The 19,325-nt window shown below is 56.4% G+C and carries 18 protein-coding genes and 1 tRNA gene; 11 read left to right on the top strand and 8 right to left on the bottom strand.

What is annotated here, in order from left to right; all coding sequences use genetic code 11:
- Together efeB and phoH are read left to right on the top strand one after the other, a co-directional pair.
- On the top strand, nt 1–1,275 hold the full coding sequence (gene efeB / locus HP564_RS01625) for an iron uptake transporter deferrochelatase/peroxidase subunit (protein ID WP_371239554.1): 1,275 nt from the start codon (nt 1–3) through the stop codon (nt 1,273–1,275).
- Nucleotides 1,276–1,781: 506 nt separating this feature from the next.
- Complete coding sequence (gene phoH / locus HP564_RS01630) at nt 1,782–2,570, top strand: phosphate starvation-inducible protein PhoH (protein ID WP_371239556.1); 789 nt, start codon at nt 1,782–1,784, stop codon at nt 2,568–2,570.
- Nucleotides 2,571–2,990: 420 nt separating this feature from the next.
- On the opposite strand, the gene HP564_RS01635 is transcribed toward phoH, so the two are convergent.
- Nucleotides 2,991–3,308 carry a hypothetical protein gene (locus HP564_RS01635; RefSeq protein ID WP_371239558.1) on the bottom strand — a complete coding sequence of 106 codons (318 nt, stop codon included), beginning with the start codon at nt 3,306–3,308 and terminating at the stop codon, nt 2,991–2,993.
- On the opposite strand from HP564_RS01635, the gene HP564_RS01640 reads away from it, so the two are divergent.
- The 4 genes from HP564_RS01640 to HP564_RS01655 all read left to right on the top strand — a co-directional run bounded on the left by HP564_RS01640 (nt 3,307) and on the right by HP564_RS01655 (nt 5,369).
- A complete protein-coding gene (locus HP564_RS01640; protein ID WP_371239560.1) occupies nt 3,307–3,693 on the top strand; it encodes a hypothetical protein in 387 nt (128 codons plus the stop codon). The genes HP564_RS01635 and HP564_RS01640 overlap by 2 nt on opposite strands.
- Nucleotides 3,694–3,822: 129 nt before the next feature.
- Nucleotides 3,823–4,194 carry a hypothetical protein gene (locus tag HP564_RS01645; protein WP_371239562.1) on the top strand — a complete coding sequence of 124 codons (372 nt, stop codon included), beginning with the start codon at nt 3,823–3,825 and terminating at the stop codon, nt 4,192–4,194.
- A 73-nt stretch (nt 4,195–4,267) separates the two neighbouring features.
- The gene (locus HP564_RS01650; protein WP_371240629.1) at nt 4,268–4,603 is read left to right on the top strand and encodes a phage tail protein; all 336 of its coding nucleotides are present in this window, start codon (nt 4,268–4,270) and stop codon (nt 4,601–4,603) included.
- Nucleotides 4,604–4,655: 52 nt separating this feature from the next.
- Nucleotides 4,656–5,369, top strand: a complete 714-nt coding sequence (locus HP564_RS01655) for a phage minor tail protein L (RefSeq protein ID WP_371239564.1) — start codon at nt 4,656–4,658, stop codon at nt 5,367–5,369.
- Nucleotides 5,370–5,398: 29 nt separating this feature from the next.
- On the opposite strand, the gene HP564_RS01660 is transcribed toward HP564_RS01655, so the two are convergent.
- Nucleotides 5,399–5,486, bottom strand: a tRNA-Ser gene (locus tag HP564_RS01660).
- Nucleotides 5,487–5,729: 243 nt separating this feature from the next.
- Between HP564_RS01660 and phoA the strand changes: the two genes are divergently transcribed.
- On the top strand, nt 5,730–7,154 hold the full coding sequence (phoA, locus tag HP564_RS01665) for an alkaline phosphatase (protein WP_371239566.1): 1,425 nt from the start codon (nt 5,730–5,732) through the stop codon (nt 7,152–7,154).
- Nucleotides 7,155–7,203: 49 nt separating this feature from the next.
- On the opposite strand, the gene mfd is transcribed toward phoA, so the two are convergent.
- Both mfd and HP564_RS01675 read right to left on the bottom strand, forming a co-directional pair.
- Nucleotides 7,204–10,644 (bottom strand): transcription-repair coupling factor, encoded by a 3,441-nt coding sequence (gene mfd, locus HP564_RS01670; protein WP_371239568.1) that lies wholly within the window; start codon nt 10,642–10,644, stop codon nt 7,204–7,206.
- 102 nt (nt 10,645–10,746) lie between these two features.
- Nucleotides 10,747–10,956 carry a hypothetical protein gene (locus tag HP564_RS01675; RefSeq protein WP_371239570.1) on the bottom strand — a complete coding sequence of 70 codons (210 nt, stop codon included), beginning with the start codon at nt 10,954–10,956 and terminating at the stop codon, nt 10,747–10,749.
- A 208-nt stretch (nt 10,957–11,164) separates the two neighbouring features.
- Between HP564_RS01675 and lolC the strand changes: the two genes are divergently transcribed.
- From lolC to cobB, 4 genes are all read left to right on the top strand, one after another.
- Nucleotides 11,165–12,364, top strand: coding sequence for a lipoprotein-releasing ABC transporter permease subunit LolC (gene lolC / locus HP564_RS01680; protein WP_371239572.1), 1,200 nt, complete (start codon nt 11,165–11,167; stop codon nt 12,362–12,364).
- Nucleotides 12,357–13,061 (top strand): lipoprotein-releasing ABC transporter ATP-binding protein LolD, encoded by a 705-nt coding sequence (lolD, locus tag HP564_RS01685; protein ID WP_371239574.1) that lies wholly within the window; start codon nt 12,357–12,359, stop codon nt 13,059–13,061. Before lolC ends, lolD begins: the two co-directional genes overlap by 8 nt.
- Nucleotides 13,061–14,305: a lipoprotein-releasing ABC transporter permease subunit LolE gene (lolE, locus tag HP564_RS01690; protein WP_371239576.1), complete on the top strand. Its 1,245-nt coding sequence runs from the start codon at nt 13,061–13,063 to the stop codon at nt 14,303–14,305. The genes lolD and lolE overlap by 1 nt, the downstream gene beginning before the upstream one ends.
- Nucleotides 14,306–14,386: 81 nt before the next feature.
- Nucleotides 14,387–15,220, top strand: coding sequence for a Sir2 family NAD+-dependent deacetylase (gene cobB / locus HP564_RS01695; RefSeq protein WP_371239578.1), 834 nt, complete (start codon nt 14,387–14,389; stop codon nt 15,218–15,220).
- 182 nt (nt 15,221–15,402) lie between these two features.
- Here the strand turns inward: cobB and potD are convergent, their stop codons facing one another.
- From potD to potA, 4 genes are read right to left on the bottom strand one after another with little or no spacing between them, the layout of a single operon-like run.
- A complete protein-coding gene (potD, locus tag HP564_RS01700) occupies nt 15,403–16,446 on the bottom strand; it encodes a spermidine/putrescine ABC transporter substrate-binding protein PotD (protein WP_371239580.1) in 1,044 nt (347 codons plus the stop codon).
- A 10-nt stretch (nt 16,447–16,456) separates the two neighbouring features.
- A complete protein-coding gene (gene potC, locus HP564_RS01705; protein WP_371239582.1) occupies nt 16,457–17,230 on the bottom strand; it encodes a spermidine/putrescine ABC transporter permease PotC in 774 nt (257 codons plus the stop codon).
- Complete coding sequence (gene potB / locus HP564_RS01710) at nt 17,227–18,087, bottom strand: spermidine/putrescine ABC transporter permease PotB (RefSeq protein ID WP_371239583.1); 861 nt, start codon at nt 18,085–18,087, stop codon at nt 17,227–17,229. Before potB ends, potC begins: the two co-directional genes overlap by 4 nt.
- A complete protein-coding gene (potA, locus tag HP564_RS01715; protein WP_371239584.1) occupies nt 18,071–19,186 on the bottom strand; it encodes a spermidine/putrescine ABC transporter ATP-binding protein PotA in 1,116 nt (371 codons plus the stop codon). Before potA ends, potB begins: the two co-directional genes overlap by 17 nt.
- Nucleotides 19,187–19,325: the final 139 nt, after the last annotated feature.

Consider the following 19,325-nt stretch of genomic DNA (forward strand, 5'->3'; position numbering starts at 1 on the left):
ATGATAGAGAGTAAGGACGAGGCGCAGCCTTCCCGTCGCCGTCTGTTAAAAGGATTAGGCATGCTGGGCGGCGCAGCCGCCCTGAGCGGCGGCTGTCCCTTTCATGCATCAGCCGACAGCTTCGCGCCAGGGACGGTTGCACCCGATGCGCGCCAGCAGGCGCAACCCTTCTATGGGCAGTATCAGGCAGGGATCACGACGCCGCAGCAGGCGTCGATGATGCTGGTGGCCTTTGACGTGCTGGCCAGTGATAAAGCTGAGCTGGTGCGCCTGTTTCAATTGCTCACTGCGCGCATCGCCTTTCTGACCACGGGCGGGCCGGCACCTTCTGTCGCCAGTCCGCAGTTGCCGCCGATGGACTCTGGCATTCTGGGCGCGGAAATTGCGCCGGATAACCTCACTGTCACCGTATCGGTCGGTGAGACGCTGTTTGACGACCGCTTTGGTCTTAAGGCGCTCAAGCCAAAACAGCTGCAACGCATGACGCGCTTTCCCAATGATTCGCTCGATGCGGCCCAGTGCCACGGCGACCTGCTGCTGCAAATCTGCGCTAACACTCAGGATACGGTCATCCACGCGTTGCGCGATATTGTTAAACATACGCCCGATCTGCTGGGTATACGCTGGCGGCGTGAAGGCTTTATTGCCGACCATGCCGCGCGTAGCAGAGGCAAAGAGACGCCGATTAACCTGCTGGGCTTCAGGGATGGCACGGCGAATCCGGATACGCAGAACAAGCCGCTGATGGACAAAATTCTGTGGGTTACCGCGGACCAGGATGAACCCGCGTGGGCGCGTAACGGCTGCTACCAGGCGGCACGCATTATTCGCTTCCGCGTGGAGATGTGGGACCGTACACCGCTGCGTGAGCAGCAGGTTATTTTTGGTCGCGATAAGCTGAGCGGTGCACCGCTGGGCATGACGCACGAGCATGATGTGCCTGACTACTCGCAAGATCCCCAGGGTGAGGTTATCGCGCTGGATGCACATATCCGTCTGGCGAATCCACGCACCCGCGAGACCGAAAGCAGCCTGATGCTGCGGCGGGGTTACAGCTATTCGGCGGGCGTGACCGCGTCAGGGCAGCTTGATATGGGGCTACTCTTTGTTTGCTATCAGCACGATCTGGAGAAGGGCTTTATCACCGTGCAAAAACGGCTGAATGGCGAAGCGCTGGAAGAATACATTCGACCGATCGGCGGTGGCTACTTCTTTGTTTTGCCGGGCGTTCCTGACAAACAGCACTACCTGGCACAGCCATTGCTGGAAGCCTGATAAGCGGTGCGGCGCCGCGTGAGCGGCGTCATCTTTTTTTGCCTGAGAAAAAATATTTTTCGCCGCTTAATGTTTCAATATATTGATTAAAAAGGGGAAATAATTTTCTCTTGCCCGCTCACTCCGCGCCATTTTCCGCTTTTTGCGCTGAACGTAAAATTAATGTTGCCAAATCTGTTAAAATTAGTGCAGTTTAATGGATAAGCGTGTTGTTTCTCAGACTGGAGTCGCGCATGGGAACGTCCTGTACAGGACATACAGTTTCACTTCAGCATTCGCACTTATCGGCGAGGGGCCAGCTACCCTCGACTCTATCCTCTTCTTTAGCAAATTGTTTTCTTACCTCCGATTTATACCGGTGTGCAGTTGCGCTTCGGTGCGGCTGCGCATCTCTATCAACGGCACGTCATGGCTCTAAAGGAAGCCATCAAACCTCTAAAGCGTTCAGTTAATCGTGGCGGGCAATAGCCCAACGCGGGAAATGAAACCAACTGTAAGGTGCGACTATGGGAAGACAGAAAGCAGTGATCAAAGCGCGTCGTGAAGCCAGAAGGGTGCTTCGCAGTGACTCTCGTAGTCATCGTCAGCGTGAAGAAGAATCGGTCACTTCGCTGGTGCAGATGAGCGGACTGGATGCGATTGGCATGGCGCGCGATGTGCGTGACCGTTCTCCGATTGCCGCCAGAAATGATGCTCAGGCGCATTATCTCCAGGCCATAGAAACGAAACAGCTGATCTTTGCAACCGGTGAGGCCGGATGTGGTAAAACCTGGATCAGCGCCGCGAAAGCGGCAGAGGCCCTGATACATAAGGATATTGACAGGATTATCGTCACTCGACCGGTACTACAGGCCGACGAAGATCTGGGATTCCTGCCTGGGGATATCTCTGAGAAATTCGCCCCCTATTTTCGGCCGGTCTATGACGTTCTGGTTAAACGTCTTGGTGCTTCCTTTATGCAGTACTGTCTGCGACCCGAAATTGGCAAGGTAGAAATCGCGCCTTTCGCCTATATGCGTGGCCGTACCTTTGAAAATGCGGTAGTGATCCTCGATGAGGCACAAAACGTAACCGCGGCCCAGATGAAGATGTTTCTGACACGCCTTGGCGAAAACGTCACGGTGATCGTTAACGGCGATATCACCCAGTGCGACTTGCCCGCTGGGGTCTCTTCCGGACTGGCAGACGCGCTGGCGCGCTTCGAAGAGGACGAGATGGTAGGTATTGTGCGCTTCGGCAAAGATGACTGCGTGCGCTCGGCGCTCTGCCAGCGAACGCTGCATGCGTATGGATGATGGAGTAGTCTGTGTAGCGAGCGAAACCCGGCGTAAGCCGGGTTTTTTTATGGCGTTATCTCTGTGAGTTTCCTCGGTGTTCCGGGTGCAAAACGCCTGCCTGCTCGCGTGAAGTACTAAGGCTGGTGGGGCAGGCTTTCAGGCGCAAAATCCCGGCGGGGCTTCTCATCCCCCTGACCGGGATGCAGAAACGAAAAAAGCCTGAACTTTCGTTCAGGCTCTTCTCTGAAATGATGGCGGTAAGGGGGATTGATGCGCTGCACTCGCCCTGCGGGCAGCGTCGCAGGCTCCGCTGTCCAGCGGGCTGCGTCCGTTGTCGAACCCGCGTACATATCTTCTTAACCTTATGATATTTGATGGCTTCATAAAAAAATCCTTTTTCACATGCACTACACGTGCATTTTTCTTCAAATTACCTCGTTATTTGCTTCCGGTTTTGATCGTCGGTCGTGACAGATGGCCGTCGTAATCCAAAAGACAGGAGCCGTAGTTTCTCAACAACATATCCGGGCCTTTATGTCCCGTCTGCTTGCAGGGCCAAAGGAGGTTTGCCCCTGAACTGATGTGCATAGTGGCGAAAGTGTGACGCATCTGATACGGGTGGCGATATCTTAGCTTTGATTCGCGCATGATGATGCGCCAGGACTTTTGCCGGATAGCATCAGAGCCAGCCCACGGCTCGCTGGTGCGCGGGTTTTTGAAAACAAACTTGCTCTTCAGCTGTATGAACTGCTTCATGATGTTGATCGCCTGTTATCTTGCTCAGCGCCCTGATGCTGACAATTTCACTCGGCAGGTGAATGCCTATGCCGACAGCCCCGATGAGGTTATCTTTGCGAAAGGAGCTGGGCTGATGAGCGAGGCTGGCCCTGAAGCTATTATGCCTCTGACGCGTGCAGCAGATGGTTATCTGGGAGTCAGAGCTCTGGGCACTGTCAGTGGCGGCGGAGGCACAAATATTTCTGTCAGCGCACCGGTAACCATTGCTGGCGGAGGGAGTGGGGAAACCAGCACGACAAATACCACCGACGCAGCGCGTCAGCTACAGGGCATGATGACAAAGACAATCAATGACTGGGCGAAGCAACAGACGCAACCTGGTGACTTACTCTATAAAAACTAATTAAAACATTGTTATGTGTTAATAACATCTTGTTTAAATTCAGCTTGCGATATTTTATAAAAATCATTTTCTTATCAGCTACATAAGAATATTCTTAGCCGTTTTTTTGGATGTTCTTAAGGGAAAGTAATGAAAAAGTTAGTTGCATTAGCTGTAGCCTGTACTCTTTTAACCGGTTGTCTGCACACCACGCCTATGCCTGTACAGATATCGCAGCCAGGCGATGAAATCATGTCATGTCAGTCTGTAATTTCAGAAATGGAAAACATGAATAATAAGGTTAAAGAGAGCGACAGTGCACGTTCTGGTCAGGTTGCCACAAACTCAGTTTTAGGCGTAACTGGCATTTTCTTACTGGTTCCTCTGTTTTTTATAGATACAAGTGATGCACATACTGTTGAGGGTACCGCAGCAAAAACCAGACTTCAGAAGTTGAGACAGATTTACTCAGATAAAGGCTGCGCAAAGACACAGCCTTTGGCTCTTCAGTCCCCTCAATAGATCGAATATACAGTTCGAACGTCACATCTAACCCGCTTCGGCGGGTTTTTTATTATCAGGAGGCATCCTGGGAATTGAAAAGTTTGACTGGTGTGTCCGAACCGGGGCAACAGAGGAGCTTGACGTCTTCACCACGCAAGCGCAATTCGGCGACGGCTACAAGCAAGTAGCAGGATCAGGCATTAACAGCGTACGCAAATCATGGTCCGTAATCTGTAGCGGCAGTAAAGATGAAATAGCCGTAGTTCGGTCATTTTTGAAGGCGCACGTTACTGCTTCATACTGGTGGGTAAATCCGTGGGGTGAACAGAAGCTTTACCGGATAAAAGCAGATTCCATCCGACCAAATTTTATCAATGGTAACTTCGTAGAGATCGCCTTCACATTTGAGCAGGCTTTCGCGCCGTGATATGTCACGGGATAACAGGCGCGCTTATGCGCTCTTTTTTATTGGGTGAGATATGAGTTTTTCTCAGGACGTTCAGGTGCTGGAGCCGGGAGGAGTAGTGCAGTTGATTGAAATTGACGGCACTGCTTTTGGCCTTGATATCATCTTGCGCTTTCATGCTTATAACCTGCCGACTGACAGCTGGGCTTCTTTCGCAGAAGATAATCTTCCTTCTATCATCTGGCAGGGAAACGAGTATGAGCCGTATCCATATGAGCTGAGCGGTATAGAAATGTCCAGTAGTGGAACTCAGCCAACGCCAAGGCTTTCCGTAGGCAGCGTGGGCAACTATGTAACAGCGCTTTGTCTCCAGTTCGATGATCTGGTGAAAGCGAAAGTAAGAATCCGCACCACGATGACGAAGTACCTGCATGCGGCAAACTGGACGGGGAGCAACCCGAACGCCAACCCGCCGGAAAAACAAGTGCGACTGTTTTACGTCAATGCAAAGACAGCAGAGAACCGCTCTCAGGTGGATTGCGAGCTTTGTTCGCCGTTTGATATTCAGAGTCTTCAACTGCCTTCGCGCCGCATCACTCCAGTCTGTACATGGTGTATGCGCGGCTGGTATCGGACTGATGCAGGGTGCGATTACAACGGCACAAATTATTTCACAAAAGACGGCATGCTTACTGCTGATCCGTCGAAGGACGTATGCGGTGGCCGCATGGCGGACGGCAAAGCACGGTTCGGCGCAAACCGGGATGCAGAAACGAAAAAAGCCTGAACTTTCGTTCAGGCTCTTCTCTGAAATGATGGCGGTGAGGGGGGGATTCGAACCCCCGATACGTTGCCGTATACACACTTTCCAGGCGTGCTCCTTCAGCCACTCGGACACCTCACCACATTTTGTTCGCTGACCTTGCTGGGTCAACGGGGCGCTACTATAGGGAGTCGCCCTAAAAGGGTCAAGCACTATTTTTCTCTTTTCTTCTATCCGCTTAAGCTCTGTTCGAATCGTTTTATCCCTGCCCATTTCGGCTGCATTGTCACCAAAAAGACATCCCGCAGCCACATAAATGTCACCAGAGCATCACAGACTTGACCCTGATACTTCCGGGCATGTTTACTCATAAGGAAATAGAGAATGAAACCAATGCGCTTTTTGACCGGCTCACTGCTTGCCTCGCTGGTCAGCTTCGCTGTTAATGCTGAGCCGACCCGCACGCAGGCGGATGCCGCGTACACGCGTGCGGCAACAGGGGATATTACCCTGCACGGCGGCGCACGTCGCCTGACCGGCGATCAGACAGAGGCGTTAAGAGCGTCTTTGCGCAACACCACGGCAAAAAACGTTATTTTGTTGATTGGCGATGGCATGGGCGATTCGGAAATTACCGCCGCGCGTAACCTGGCGGAAGGGGCTGGCGGCTTTTTTAAAGGGCTTGATGCACTGCCGCTTACCGGTCAGTACACCCATTACTCGCTGGACAAGAAAACCTATAAGCCCGACTATGTCACCGATTCTGCCGCGTCCGCCACCGCGTGGGCAACCGGCACCAAAAGCTATAACGGCGCTATCAGCGTGGATGTAAAGGGTAAAGATCAGCAGACGTTGCTGGAGATCGCTAAAGCGGCAGGAAAAGCAACCGGTAACGTCTCAACGGCGGAGTTGCAGGACGCCACGCCCGCCGCGCTGATGGCGCACGTAACCAGCCGCAAATGCTACGGCCCGGAGATAACCAGCGAACGCTGTCCCGACAACGCGCTGGAACGGGGTGGTAAAGGATCGATCAGCGAGCAAATTCTGCAAACCCGCGCCGACGTGGTGCTGGGCGGCGGGGCAAAAACCTTTAATGAAGTCGCCAGGGCGGGCGATTATCAGGGCAAAACCCTGCGCGAACAGGCTGAGGCGCGCGGATATCAGCTGGTCAGCGATGGGCCATCCCTGAACGCGATAACCACGGCCAGCGATCAGAAGCCACTGCTCGGCCTGTTTGCCGATGGCAATATGCCAGTGCGCTGGAAAGGGCCAAAGGCGAGCTATCACGGTAATATCGACCAGCCAGCCGTCACCTGCGAGATCAACAACGCGCGCCCGGCAACGATGCCAACCCTGGCCCAGATGACAGCCAAAGCAATCGATCTGCTGAAAACACATCAGAACGGCTTTTTCCTTCAGGTTGAAGGAGCCTCTATTGATAAAGAAGATCACGCAGCCAATCCGTGCGGGCAGACAGGTGAAACGGTCGATCTCGACGAGGCGGTTCAGCAGGCACTGGCGTTTGCCCGCGAAGAGGGCAACACGCTGGTGGTGGTGACGGCGGATCATGCGCACAGCAGCCAGATCATCGCCAATGGCACCAGCGCCCCTGGCCTGACTCAGGCATTAAACACCCGAGATAACGCGGTAATGACGATCAGCTATGGCAATTCAGATACGGATTCACAGGGGCATACCGGTACGCAGCTGCGCATCGCGGCCTACGGTCCCTATGCGGCAAACGTGGTGGGACTAACCGATCAGACCGATCTCTTTTTTACGCTGCGTCGTGCGATGGGATTAGAGTAAGAGAAGCAGCGTCTCCCGGCAGGCGAGAGACGCTGTTACTCCCTTTTTGTCAGACGCGATGCTCGCGCAGCTGTGTCATAAAGCCCTGCACCCACTCCATGCGCAGCTTGCGCTCCGTCAGATCACGCGTAAAGCGGAGACGCGTCGGCCCATCCAGCTTCCACTGCTGCGGATCTTTCTGTAGCAGGCCAATCAGCCAGGCAGGATCCACGCTGTTTTGTGGCGCGAAATCAAAGAAGCCTCCTTTGTCACTGACTTCAATTTTGCGAATGCCGAAACTGCGCGCCACCAGGCGCAACGCTGCGATATCCAGCAGATTTCGCGCCGCATCCGGCAGCATGCCGAAGCGGTCGATCATCTCAACCTTCAGCTCCTGCAACTCCTCTTCAGCTTCTGCGCTGGCGATGCGCTTATAGAGCGACAGGCGAGTATTCACGTCAGGAATAAACGCTTCTGGCAGCAGCGCAGGCATGCGCAGCTCAACCTCGGTCTGGTTACTGGTGAGATCTTCCAGCGACGGTTCGCGGCCCGCTTTCAACGCATCGACCGCATTTTCCAGCAGCTCCATATAAAGTGAGAAGCCCAGCGTCTCCATCTGGCCGCTCTGCTCTTCACCCAGCAGCTCGCCCGCACCACGGATCTCAAGATCGTGCGTCGCCAGCGCAAAGCCCGCGCCAAGATCTTCCAGCGAGGCGATCGCTTCCAGACGCTTCTGCGCGTCACTGGTCATCGCCTTTGGATGCGGCGTCAGCAGCCAGGCATAAGCCTGGTGATGCGAACGGCCAACGCGGCCGCGCAGCTGATGCAGCTGTGCCAGACCGAAGTGGTCGGCACGCTCGATGATAATGGTGTTGGCAGTAGGAATATCGATGCCGGTTTCAATGATGGTGGTGCAGACCAGTACATTAAAACGCTGATGATGAAAGTCATTCATCACCCGCTCAAGGTCGCGCTCACGCATCTGACCATGGCCGATAGCAATACGTGCTTCGGGCACCAGCTCCGCCAGCCGCTGCGCTGCCTTTTCAATGTTCTCAACGTCGTTGTAGAGGTAGTACACCTGGCCACCGCGCAGCACCTCACGCAGAATCGCCTCACGCACCACCAGATTGTCATACTCACGTACAAAGGTTTTTACCGCCAGACGGCGCGCGGGCGGCGTAGCGATGATCGAGAGATCGCGCATGCCGCTCATGGCCATATTGAGGGTGCGGGGGATCGGCGTCGCGGTCAGCGTCAGAATATCGACGTCGGCGCGCATCGCCTTGATACGCTCTTTGTGACGCACGCCAAACCGGTGCTCCTCATCAACAATCAGTAGCCCCAGATCGTGCCACTTCAGGTCGCTCATCAGCAGCTTGTGCGTGCCAATCAGGATATCGATTTTGCCTTCACTCGCCTCCTGCAATACCTGAGTTTGCTCTCTGGCGCTGCGGAAGCGCGACAGCATCTCAATACGTACCGGCCAGTTAGCAAAGCGATCGCGGAAGTTGTCATAGTGCTGCTGCGCCAGGAGCGTCGTCGGCACCAGCACCGCTACCTGCTTATGGTTCTCAACAGCAAGGAACGCCGCACGCATCGCCACCTCGGTCTTGCCGAAGCCGACGTCGCCGCACACCAGACGATCCATCGCCAGCGGCTGACACATATCGCTCAGCACGGCGTTAATTGCCTGAGCCTGATCGGGGGTGGTTTCAAACGGGAAGCTCTCGCAGAACAGCTGATATTGTTCACGATCGTACTTAAAGGCGTAACCTGCTTTGGCGGCGCGCTGAGCATAAATGTCCAGCAGCTCAGCGGCGACGTCGCGCACTTTCTCTGCCGCTTTCTGCCGCGCCCGCGACCAGGCATCGCTGCCCAGCTTATGAAGCGGCGCGTTTTCGTCTGCACCACCGGCGTAGCGACTGATCAGATGCAGTGAAGAGACCGGTACATAGAGTTTGGCGTCATTCGCGTAGGAGAGCATCAGGTACTCGGCCATGATGCCGCCTGCCTCCAGCGTGGTCAGGCCGATATAGCGGCCAACGCCATGCTCCAGATGGACCACCGGCTGCCCGGGCGTTAATTCGGCCAGGTTGCGGATCAAAATATCAGGATTGATGGTTCGGCGCGTATCCTGGCGGCGACGGCTGACACGCTCTCCCAGCAGATCGCTTTCGCAGATCAGTGCGCGATTGCGCAGCGTATCAACGAAGCCGCGTTCGCTGGCACCTGTCATTAGCGTAAAGCGCTCCCCGGCCTGATCGAAACGCTGTACCGTCTGCGGACGCAATTTGATACGCGCCAGCAGCTCCAGCAGGCTTTCACGGCGACCTTCACTCTCAACCGAGAAGGTGACCGATCCGCTAAAGCTGTCGAGAAACTGGCGCAGTGGATCCAGCGGCGTTTTAACCTGCGCCTGCACGGCAATATCGGGCAGCGGCTGGTAGCCAAGATTGGTGTTCGCCGCCTTTTCCGGCAGCATTTCGTTGGTCATCTGTACGCGCGGCCACTGGTTCAGTTCGTGCAAAAGCGCGTCCGGACGTAGCCAGAGCGTGGCAGGTGTCAGCAGGGGACGCATTGGGTCAACACGGCGGTTTTCGTAGCGTGCTTCCACATCCTGCCAGAAACGTTCTGCGCTGCCGCTCAGATCGCCGCAGTTCACCACCAGCGTATTGTCTGGCAGATAGCTGAAGAGCGTGGGCAGATCCTGTTCAAAAAAGAGCGGCTGCCAGTACTCAATCCCGGCGGGCAGGGTGCCTTTGCTGACCTGCTGATAGATGTGTTCCGGCTCGCGGCGCACATCGAACAGCTCGCGCCAGCGGGTACGAAACAGCTCAATTGCCGCTTTGTCCGTTGGGAATTCATGGGCCGGCAGCAGGTTAATGGCTGGTACGGCTTCCAGCGTGCGCTGGCTGTCGACGTCAAACAGCCTCAGGCTGTCGATTTCATCGTCAAAGAAGTCGATGCGGTAGGGCTGCTCACTGCCCATTGGAAAAAGGTCGAGCAGCGCGCCACGCGTGGCGTATTCGCCGTGCTCCATCACCTGGTCAACGTGGCGGTAGCCCGCCTGCTCCAGCTGATCGCGCAGGCGGTCTCGCGACAGTTTCTGTCCCTGCTGCATCACCAGCGCGTGACCGTGCAGGTACGGGTGTGGACAGACGCGCTGCATCAGAGTATTGACCGGCATAATCAGCATGCCGCGCGTCATGGTCGGCAGCTGGTAGAGCGTCGACAGGCGGGCCGAGATAATATCCTGATGCGGTGAGAAGCTGTCATAAGGCAGCGTTTCCCAGTCGGCAAGATGGCTGACAGGCAGATCGGTAAACTGGCGGATTTCATCCAGCAGGCGCAGCGCGGTTTGCATATCGGGCGTAATCATCAGCACCGGACCAGCGTGGCGCTCGGTAATGCTGGCGCACTCTACCGCGTGTGCGGCACCGATCAGCTGGCCGAGCTGGCGACGATCGCCGGGTTTAACGGGCAGGGCATAGCGGGTCTGTTCGGACATGGGATCTTGTGATTCTCTCCATTTTTTCCAGGGCGCCATGATTCCACATAACGCCCTGGCGATCACCTGCTGCGACGGTTTTTCCTTTGCGCGGTGGCCGGGTTATTTGGCGGATGGTTGGGTATAGTGCATACGCGGGCGATCGATGTTCGCCCAGCTTAAATCGCTCTCCAGATGATAGCTGTGGTTGCCGTCGTCCCACTTCACGTAGTAACCGGTCGGCGCGTCTCCCTGTTCAAAAACGTTAACAACCTCGCCTTTAATTTCTCCCGATTTGTGTTTCACAATACTGCCTTTGGGATATTTGAACATGGTGTTGACTCCCGCGCCTGAGGATCACAGTGGTAACTCCGCTTCTAAGTGTAGCCTATGCCCTGAGCGGGTGATTAGCGCTGCCGTCGCCTCTTTTTACAAAAATCGGCCATACTTTGCCGCGTACTCAGAGGGTTAGTGGTTTCATAAACCGGACGCCTCCTTTATCATCACGGGTCTACTTTAGGCAACTGCCAAGACGGAATACATGTATCAACCTGTCGCGCTATTTATCGGCCTGCGCTATATGCGCGGGCGAGCATCGGATCGCTTTGGTCGCTTCGTTTCCTGGCTCTCTACTATCGGCATCACGCTTGGCGTGCTGGCCCTTGTTACCGTGCTATCGGTAATGAACGGCTTTGAGCGCGAGCTGGAGGGCAACATCCTTGGATTAATGCCGCAGGCGCTGATCACCAGCGACAAAGGCAGCATCAATCCACAGCAGCAGCCCGCCAGCAGCCTGAAGCTTCAGGGCATCAGCCGCGTCGAGCCGCTCACCACCTCTGATGTGGTGTTGCAGAGCGCGCACAACGTATCGGTAGGCGTGATGCTCGGTATTCAGCCCGACCAGCCCGATCCGCTAACGCCGTTTTTAGTCAACACACCACAGAGCGTGCTGCAGTCTGGTCAGTACAACGTCATCCTTGGCGAACAGCTGGCGTCGCAGCTTGGCGTAAAGCGTGGCGATGAGCTGCGTCTGATGGTGCCGTCGGTCAGCCAGTTTACCCCTATGGGCCGCGTGCCGAGTCAGCGACTCTTTACCGTAGCGGGCACCTACGCTGCTAACAGTGAGGTGGATGGCTATCAGATTCTGGTCAACCAGCAGGATGCCTCGCGCCTGATGCGTTACCCGGTGGGGAATGTGACCGGCTGGCGTCTCTGGCTGGATAAGCCGCTGGCGGTGGATAGCCTCAGCCAGCAGCCGCTGCCGGCCGGGCTGGTATGGAAAGACTGGCGCGAGCGCAAAGGCGATCTTTTCCAGGCGGTGCGCATGGAGAAAAATATGATGGGGCTGCTGCTCAGCCTGATCGTTGCCGTTGCCGCCTTCAATATCATTACCTCACTTGGCCTGTTGATCATGGAAAAGCAGGGCGAGGTGGCGATTCTGCAAACCCAGGGACTAACCCGCCGTCAGATTATGGCGGTGTTTATGGTGCAGGGAGCCAGCGCCGGGATCATCGGCGCGCTGCTGGGCACGCTGCTCGGCGTGCTGCTCGCCAGCCAGCTCAATAATCTGATGCCGGTTATCGGCCTGTTCCTTGATGGCGCGGCACTGCCGGTCGACATTAACGTCTGGCAGGTGGTGACCATTGCCGTAACGGCAATGGTTGTTGCGCTGCTGTCGACGCTCTATCCTTCCTGGCGCGCCGCCGCCGTTCAACCCGCTGAGGCTTTACGTTATGAGTAACACCCCTTTGTTGCAGTGCCGCGAACTCTGCAAACGCTATCAGGAAGGCAGCGTGCAGACTGATGTGCTGCGCAACGTGACCTTTAGCCTGCAACCCGGTGAGCTGATGGCGATTGTCGGCAGCTCCGGCTCCGGCAAGAGTACGCTGCTCCACCTGCTGGGCGGTCTTGATGCACCGACCTCCGGCGATGTGGTCTTTGATAGTCAGTCGCTGAATGCCATGTCCTCATCGGCGAAAGCTGCACTGCGCAATCGCGAGCTGGGCTTTATCTACCAGTTTCACCATCTGCTGCCAGACTTCAACGCGCTGGAAAATGTGGCGATGCCGCTGCTGATTGGCAAAACCGGCAAGGCAGAGGCGCAGCAGCGCGCGCGGGAGATGCTGGCGGCGGTGGGGCTTGAGAAGCGTGCCCATCATCGTCCTTCTGAACTGTCAGGCGGTGAGCGCCAGCGCGTCTCTATTGCCCGCGCGCTGGTAAACCGGCCGCGCCTGGTGATGGCCGATGAGCCAACCGGTAACCTCGACGCGCGCAATGCCGACGCCATTTTTGAACTGCTTGGCGAGCTGAATGTCCGTCAGGGCACCGCCTTTCTGGTGGTGACGCATGACCTGCATCTGGCGAAGCGTCTGTCGCGCCAGATGGAGATGCGTGACGGTCAGTTAAGTGAGCAGGTGACCTTAGCAGGAGCGCTGTAATGGGTTCATCGTTATCCCTGTTGTTAGGGCTGCGTTTCAGTCGCGGTCGCCGTGGCGGCGGCATGGTGTCGCTGATTTCAATCATCTCGACGTTCGGCATTGCGCTGGGCGTGGCGGTGTTAATTATTGGCCTGAGCGCCATGAATGGGTTTGAGCGCGAGCTCAACAACCGCATTCTGGCGGTGGTGCCGCACGGTGAGATCGAGGCGGTAAATCAGCCCTTTCAGCACTGGCAGTCGTTGATTGCGCCGGTTGAGCAGGTGCCCGGTATCGCCGCAGCGGCACCCTATGTCAACTTTACTGGCCTGATTGAGAGCGGGGCGAAGCTACAGGCGTTGCAGGTAAAAGGCGTTGATCCGGCGCAGGAGCCGCGCCTGAGCGCGCTGCCGCAGTTTGTTGAGGGCAACGCCTGGTCAACCTTCGCGGCAGGCAAACAGCAGATTATTTTAGGGGGCGGCATTGCCCGGGCGCTGAATGTGAAGCAGGGCAGCTGGATCACCATCATGATCCCTAATAATGATGGCGGTACAAAGCTGCTACAGCCCAGGCGCGTTCGCCTTCAGGTCAGCGGCATCCTGCAGCTGAGCGGAATGCTGGACCACAGTCTGGCGCTGGTGCCGCTGGCTGACGCGCAAAACTATCTCGACATGGGTGACAGTGTCACGGGTATCGCGCTGAAGATGAACGATCCTTTCCAGGCGGTAAAGCTGGTTCGCGACGCAGGCGAAGCGACCCACGGCTACGTCTATATCCGTAGCTGGATTGGCACTTTTGGCTATATGTATCGTGATATTCAGATGATCCGCGCCATTATGTATCTGGCGATGGTGCTGGTCATTGGCGTAGCCTGTTTCAATATCGTCTCAACGCTGGTGATGGCGGTGAAAGACAAAAGCAGCGATATTGCAGTGCTACGCACGCTGGGAGCGAAAGATGGGCTTATTCGCGCCATTTTTATCTGGTACGGCCTGCTGGCTGGGCTGCTTGGCAGCATCAGCGGCGTGGTCATCGGCGTGCTGGTGGCGCTTAACCTGACCTCGCTGGTGCGTGGGCTGGAATCGCTGACCGGCCATCATTTACTGGCGGGCGATATTTACTTTATCGACTTTTTGCCATCTGAGCTGCACTGGCTGGACGTTTTTTCCGTACTGCTGACGGCCATTGTGTTGAGCCTGCTGGCGAGCTGGTATCCGGCACGTCGTGCCAGCCGTATCGATCCGGCCCGCGTGCTCAGCGGCCAGTAAAACGCGGCGTCGTGCTGTCACACGCGGCCGCTATACCTGCGTTTTTTAGCGGCAACCCGACGTTGCCCACAAGGAGTTTTTATGCGCACACCGCGTCGACGCTTGCGACTCGCCCGTTACAAGAAAACCCGCCGCAAGGTGCACCAGCGTTTTCGGCAGCGCATTTTCGAGCGCGATCGTCAGGCCGAGTTAACGGCCCATCCGCAGCCATTTGTGGTGGTGCTGACTGGCGCAGGCATTTCGGCAGAATCGGGTATTCAGACGTTCCGCGCCGCTGATGGTCTGTGGGAAGAGCACCGCGTCGAAGATGTGGCGACGCCGGAGGGATACCGCCGCGATCCCGAACTGGTGCAGCGCTTCTATAATCAGCGCCGTCGGACGTTACAGTCCGCTGCGATTCAGCCTAACGCCGCCCACAAGGCGCTGGCCGAGCTGGAACAGGTGCTGGGCGACAATTTTCTGCTGGTCACGCAGAACATTGATAACCTGCACGAGCGCGCCGGCAACAGCCGCGTGCTGCATATGCATGGTGAATTGCTGAAGGTGCGCTGCACCAGCAGCGGTCAGGTCATTGAGTGGAGCGACGATCTCACCACTGACGATCGCTGCACGTGCTGTCAGTTTCCTGCGCCGCTGCGACCGCATGTGGTGTGGTTTGGGGAGATGCCCATCGGCATGGAGGAGATTTATCACGCGCTGGAAAAGGCCGATCTCTTTATCGCGATTGGTACCTCCGGGCATGTCTATCCGGCCGCGGGGTTTGTTCATGAAGCCAGACTACAGGGCGCGCACACCGTTGAGCTCAATCTGGAGCCGAGTCAGGTAGGGAACGAGTTTGCCGAACGCCACTATGGGCTGGCGAGCCAGGAAGTGCCGCAGTTTGTCGATGGTTTTTTGCGGAGTTTGTATAAGTAACTCCGTTTTAGCCAGGCTGCACAAACGTTCGCAAATGGGTAGCACGGTCTGAAGAGCAAAGCGGCCCGCGACAAGGAAGCCGTGGGCCGTGCGCGCAGGAATGTTTTGAGCGATCTGGCGATCGGACCCTGCTCCCCGCGTTGGCATCTGTTTAATAAAAAGGCGGCAACGCCGCCAGTTTGTTACCGACCCGCCTTTAACTTCTGGAACAGCGTCTCATACTGCACGCTGGCGTCGCCGACATCGTTCTGCCACTCGCCATGTTTGATTACCTCGGCTGAAGGGTAGAGCGACGGATCGCTCGCCACCGCTTTCGGCAGTAGCGCCTTCGCCGCGAGGTTCGGCGTCGGGTAGCCGATGGTTTCTGCCACTTTGGCCGCGACGTCTGGACGCAGCAGGAAGTTAATCAGCTTCAGCGCGCCTGCCTTGTTTTTCGCGTTAGCCGGGATGGCCAGGTTATCCATCCAGAAAATGCCGCCCTCTTTCGGCCAGACCACCTCCAGCGGCGTGCCCGCCTGACGCGCCACGTAAGCAGAACCGTTCCAGATCATGCCGAGATTGACCTCGCCCTCCATATAGGGATTGCCAGGGTTATCTGAGTTAAAGGCCAGCACGTTTGGCATCAGTTTCTTCAGCTCTTCATAGGCGGCGTTGATCTCTTTGGGGTCGCGGGTATTGCCGGAGAGACCCAGTTTGCGCAGTGCCATCTGGAACACCTCGCGCGCGTCGTCGGTCAGCAGCAGGCTCTGCTTATATTCTGGCTTCCAGAGATCGGCCCAGCTCTGCACCGACTTCGCGTCAACCGCGTCAGTATTGACGCCGATCGCCGTCGCGCCCCAGATATAGGGGACGGAATAGTCGTTATCAGGATCGAACGGCTTATTCAGCAGGTTGGGGTCAAGATTGCTGAAGTTGCTGAGCTGTGCCTTATCGATCTTTTGCAGCATGCCTTCATTGCGCATCTTCGCCACGAAGTAGGTGGAGGGCACGACCAAGTCGTAGGCGCCATCTTTCCAGGTTTTCAGCTTGGCGTACATACTTTCGTTGGACTCATAGGTGGAGTAGATCACCTTGATGCCGGTCTCCTTGGTAAACTGCTCCAGCAGTCCCGGTGGCACATATTCGGTCCAGTTGTAGAAGTAGAGCGTGTTGCTGTCGTCAGCCTGTGCGCCCTGCATGCCCAGTGCCAGCGCCCCTGCCGCCAGCCAGTGAGACCATCTTTTCATTATTCATCCTCTATTGGGTTTTATCACGGAGCAGCAACTGGCTGATGCCAACCAGCAGCAGCGACAGCAACAGCAAAATGGTTGCCAGCGCATTGACCTCCGGCGAGACGCCGACCTTCACCATCGAATAGATCTTCAGCGGCAGAATTTCAAAGCTCGGCCCGGTCACAAACGAGGAGACCACGACGTCATCCATCGACAGCGTAAAGCTCAGTAGCCAGCCAGCGACAACGGCCGGCATTGCCAGCGGCAGAATAATCTTGCGCAAAATCGTGGTTTCGCTCGCGCCCAGATCTTTTGCTGCCTCCAGCATGCGCACGTCAAAACCTTTCAGCCGCGAGTAGACGGTGATCACCACAAACGGCAGGCAGAAGGTAATGTGTGAAAAAAGCAGTGACCAGAAGCCGAGCGAAATACCCAGCAGCATAAACAGCACCAGCAGCGAAATCGCCATCACAATATCGGGAGACATCATCACCACGAACAGCATCCCGCTGACAAAGGGCTTACCGCGAAAGCGGTAGCGGTAGAGTGCGACCGCAGTCAGTGAGCCGATCAGCGTCGCACTGCTGGCTGAGAGCACGCCCATGATCAGCGAGTGCTGTGCCGCCTGAATCAGGCTGTCGTTATTTATCAGCAGGCGATACCACTGGGTGCTGAAGCCCTGCCAGTGAATGCCAAAGCGCGACGCGTTAAACGAGTTAACGACCAGGATGATGACGGGAATATAAAACCAGGCGTAGATCGCGGTCATAAAGCTGCCGCGTAGCAGGCGTGCGATCATTCCAGCTCCACCTTTTTGTTCAGCAGGCGCGCGGCACGCCAGTAAAACAGCAGCATCAGGCCCATCAGCAGCGTCATGACGATGCTGGTGGCCGCGCCAAATGGCCAGTCGCGAATATTGAGGAACTGGCTTTTGATGATGTTGCCAATCAGGAGGTTTTTCGCTCCCCCCATCAGGTCAGCCACGTAAAACAGGCCCATTGCCGGGATAAACACCAGCAGGCAGCCCGCCACGATGCCAGGCAGGGTAAGCGGCAGAATAATGCGGAAAAAGGTCTGGACCTTGCTGGCACCGAGATCGCGTGCCGCTTCAAGGCAGGCGCGGTCCAGCTTTTCGAGGCTGGAGTAGAGCGGCAGCACCATAAAGGGCAGCAAAATGTAGATGAGACCCAGGATCACCGCCTGTGGCGTATACATAATGCGGAACGGGGTCTCGATAACGCCCAGCCACAGCAGAAACTCATTCAGCCAGCCGCGCGTGCTGAGGAAAATTTTTAGCCCGTAAATACGAATCAGCGAGTTAGTCCAGAAGGGCACAATCAGCAGAAACAGCATCAGTGGACGCAGGCGTTCAGGAAGCTTCGTCAGGCACCAGGCGAAGGGATAGCCCAGCAGCAAGCAGCAGAGCGTGGCGATCGCTGCCATATTCAGCGAGTGCAGCAGCACCTCGCCGTAGAGCGGATCGAGCAGCCGCGTATAGTTGCTGAGGGTGAAGGCCATGCGAACAACGTGCGCATCGTCGCGCGTCAGGAAGCTGGTGATGAAGATCATCAGATTCGGCAGCAGGACAAACAGGACCAGCCAGCCGACAATCAGTGCCGTCACGCCATTCTGGAAACGGTTACGCATCAGTTTCATACGGCAGCACCACCTCCCAGCGGGGTACCCAGTTCACCACCATTTTCTGGTTCAGGGAGTGATCAAAATCGGGATCGTCTTCATTAAAGAATTCGCTCACCGTCACCAGCTTGCCATTTTCCAGCTCCACGGTGGACTCCAGCGTCATTCCTTTATAGTTGCGCTCGCGCACGTAGCCGATTAATCCCGCTACCGCCTGTTCGCTGTGCACTTCTTCGACGCGCAGATCTTCCGGACGCAGCAGCACATGCAGCCGATCGCCAACGCTGACCGGAAATGCGCAGTGGATGTCGCACTCGCGGCCTTCAACGCGCGCGCGCAGGCGCGGCGCATCGCGGATGTCGAGCACGTCAGCGTCAAAGACATTGATCTCACCAATAAAGCGCGCCACAAACAGGTTTTTGGGCTCTTCGTAGATTTCGCGCGGCGTGCCGTCCTGCTCAATCTTACCGTCGCGCATCACCACGATGCGGTCTGACATCGTCAGCGCCTCTTCCTGATCGTGGGTCACAAAGACAAAGGTGATGCCGAGCTTGCGCTGGAGCGCCTTAAGCTCGTTTTGCATCTGCTTGCGCAGTTTGTAGTCGAGCGCAGAGAGAGATTCATCAAGCAGCAGGACCCTGGGGCGATTCACCACTGCGCGCGCAATGGCCACGCGCTGCTGCTGGCCGCCAGAGAGCTGGTGCGGGCGACGGTCGGCAAAGTGTTCCAGCTGCACCATCGCCAGCGCCTCGCTGACGCGTGCGGCGATCTCTGCATCAGGCGTTTTCTGCATGCGCAGGCCAAAGGCGACGTTTTCAAACACCGACATGTGCGGAAAGAGGGCATAGCTCTGGAAAACCGTGTTGACGTGGCGGTGTTCGGCGGGCGTATGGGTGATATCCACCTCATCCAGCATGACACTGCCGCTGTCGGCTTCTTCCAGTCCGGCAATCAGCCGCAGAATCGTTGTTTTGCCACAGCCTGATGGACCGAGCAGGGTAATGAACTCCCCGTGGTCGATGGCCAGGTTAAAGTTACTGATGATCGACTTGCCGTCGAAAGCTTTACTGATGCCAGAAAGCGTAACCAGCGCCTGCTGCGCGCGTGTTTGCGTCATTTTAGTCACTCAGTCGGTAATGAGGTCGAACCCAATACAGCATAGCCGTTCGCGTCGGCCTGCCAGCGAGAGGGCGCGATGATACCTGAAAATCAGGGCAATGCCATTTTTTGGCGGTGAAAAGAGCCGTTCATGCGCG

This window comes from Pantoea sp. KPR_PJ, from assembly GCF_041386365.1.
In the GTDB taxonomy this organism is placed as follows: domain Bacteria; phylum Pseudomonadota; class Gammaproteobacteria; order Enterobacterales; family Enterobacteriaceae; genus Pantoea.

What these genes read in the sequence shown, in the direction of transcription:
- efeB (WP_371239554.1), top strand. Translation starts at nt 1, where the DNA reads ATGATAGAGAGTAAGGACGAGGCGCAGCCTTCCCGTCGCCGTCTGTTA.
- phoH (WP_371239556.1), top strand. Translation starts at nt 1,782, where the DNA reads ATGGGAAGACAGAAAGCAGTGATCAAAGCGCGTCGTGAAGCCAGAAGG.
- HP564_RS01640 (WP_371239560.1), top strand. Translation starts at nt 3,307, where the DNA reads ATGATGTTGATCGCCTGTTATCTTGCTCAGCGCCCTGATGCTGACAAT.
- HP564_RS01635 (WP_371239558.1), bottom strand. Translation starts at nt 3,308, where the DNA reads ATGAAGCAGTTCATACAGCTGAAGAGCAAGTTTGTTTTCAAAAACCCG.
- HP564_RS01645 (WP_371239562.1), top strand. Translation starts at nt 3,823, where the DNA reads ATGAAAAAGTTAGTTGCATTAGCTGTAGCCTGTACTCTTTTAACCGGT.
- HP564_RS01655 (WP_371239564.1), top strand. Translation starts at nt 4,656, where the DNA reads ATGAGTTTTTCTCAGGACGTTCAGGTGCTGGAGCCGGGAGGAGTAGTG.
- phoA (WP_371239566.1), top strand. Translation starts at nt 5,730, where the DNA reads ATGAAACCAATGCGCTTTTTGACCGGCTCACTGCTTGCCTCGCTGGTC.
- mfd (WP_371239568.1), bottom strand. Translation starts at nt 10,644, where the DNA reads ATGTCCGAACAGACCCGCTATGCCCTGCCCGTTAAACCCGGCGATCGT.
- HP564_RS01675 (WP_371239570.1), bottom strand. Translation starts at nt 10,956, where the DNA reads ATGTTCAAATATCCCAAAGGCAGTATTGTGAAACACAAATCGGGAGAA.
- lolC (WP_371239572.1), top strand. Translation starts at nt 11,165, where the DNA reads ATGTATCAACCTGTCGCGCTATTTATCGGCCTGCGCTATATGCGCGGG.
- lolD (WP_371239574.1), top strand. Translation starts at nt 12,357, where the DNA reads ATGAGTAACACCCCTTTGTTGCAGTGCCGCGAACTCTGCAAACGCTAT.
- lolE (WP_371239576.1), top strand. Translation starts at nt 13,061, where the DNA reads ATGGGTTCATCGTTATCCCTGTTGTTAGGGCTGCGTTTCAGTCGCGGT.
- cobB (WP_371239578.1), top strand. Translation starts at nt 14,387, where the DNA reads ATGCGCACACCGCGTCGACGCTTGCGACTCGCCCGTTACAAGAAAACC.
- potD (WP_371239580.1), bottom strand. Translation starts at nt 16,446, where the DNA reads ATGAAAAGATGGTCTCACTGGCTGGCGGCAGGGGCGCTGGCACTGGGC.
- potC (WP_371239582.1), bottom strand. Translation starts at nt 17,230, where the DNA reads ATGATCGCACGCCTGCTACGCGGCAGCTTTATGACCGCGATCTACGCC.
- potB (WP_371239583.1), bottom strand. Translation starts at nt 18,087, where the DNA reads ATGAAACTGATGCGTAACCGTTTCCAGAATGGCGTGACGGCACTGATT.
- potA (WP_371239584.1), bottom strand. Translation starts at nt 19,186, where the DNA reads ATGACGCAAACACGCGCGCAGCAGGCGCTGGTTACGCTTTCTGGCATC.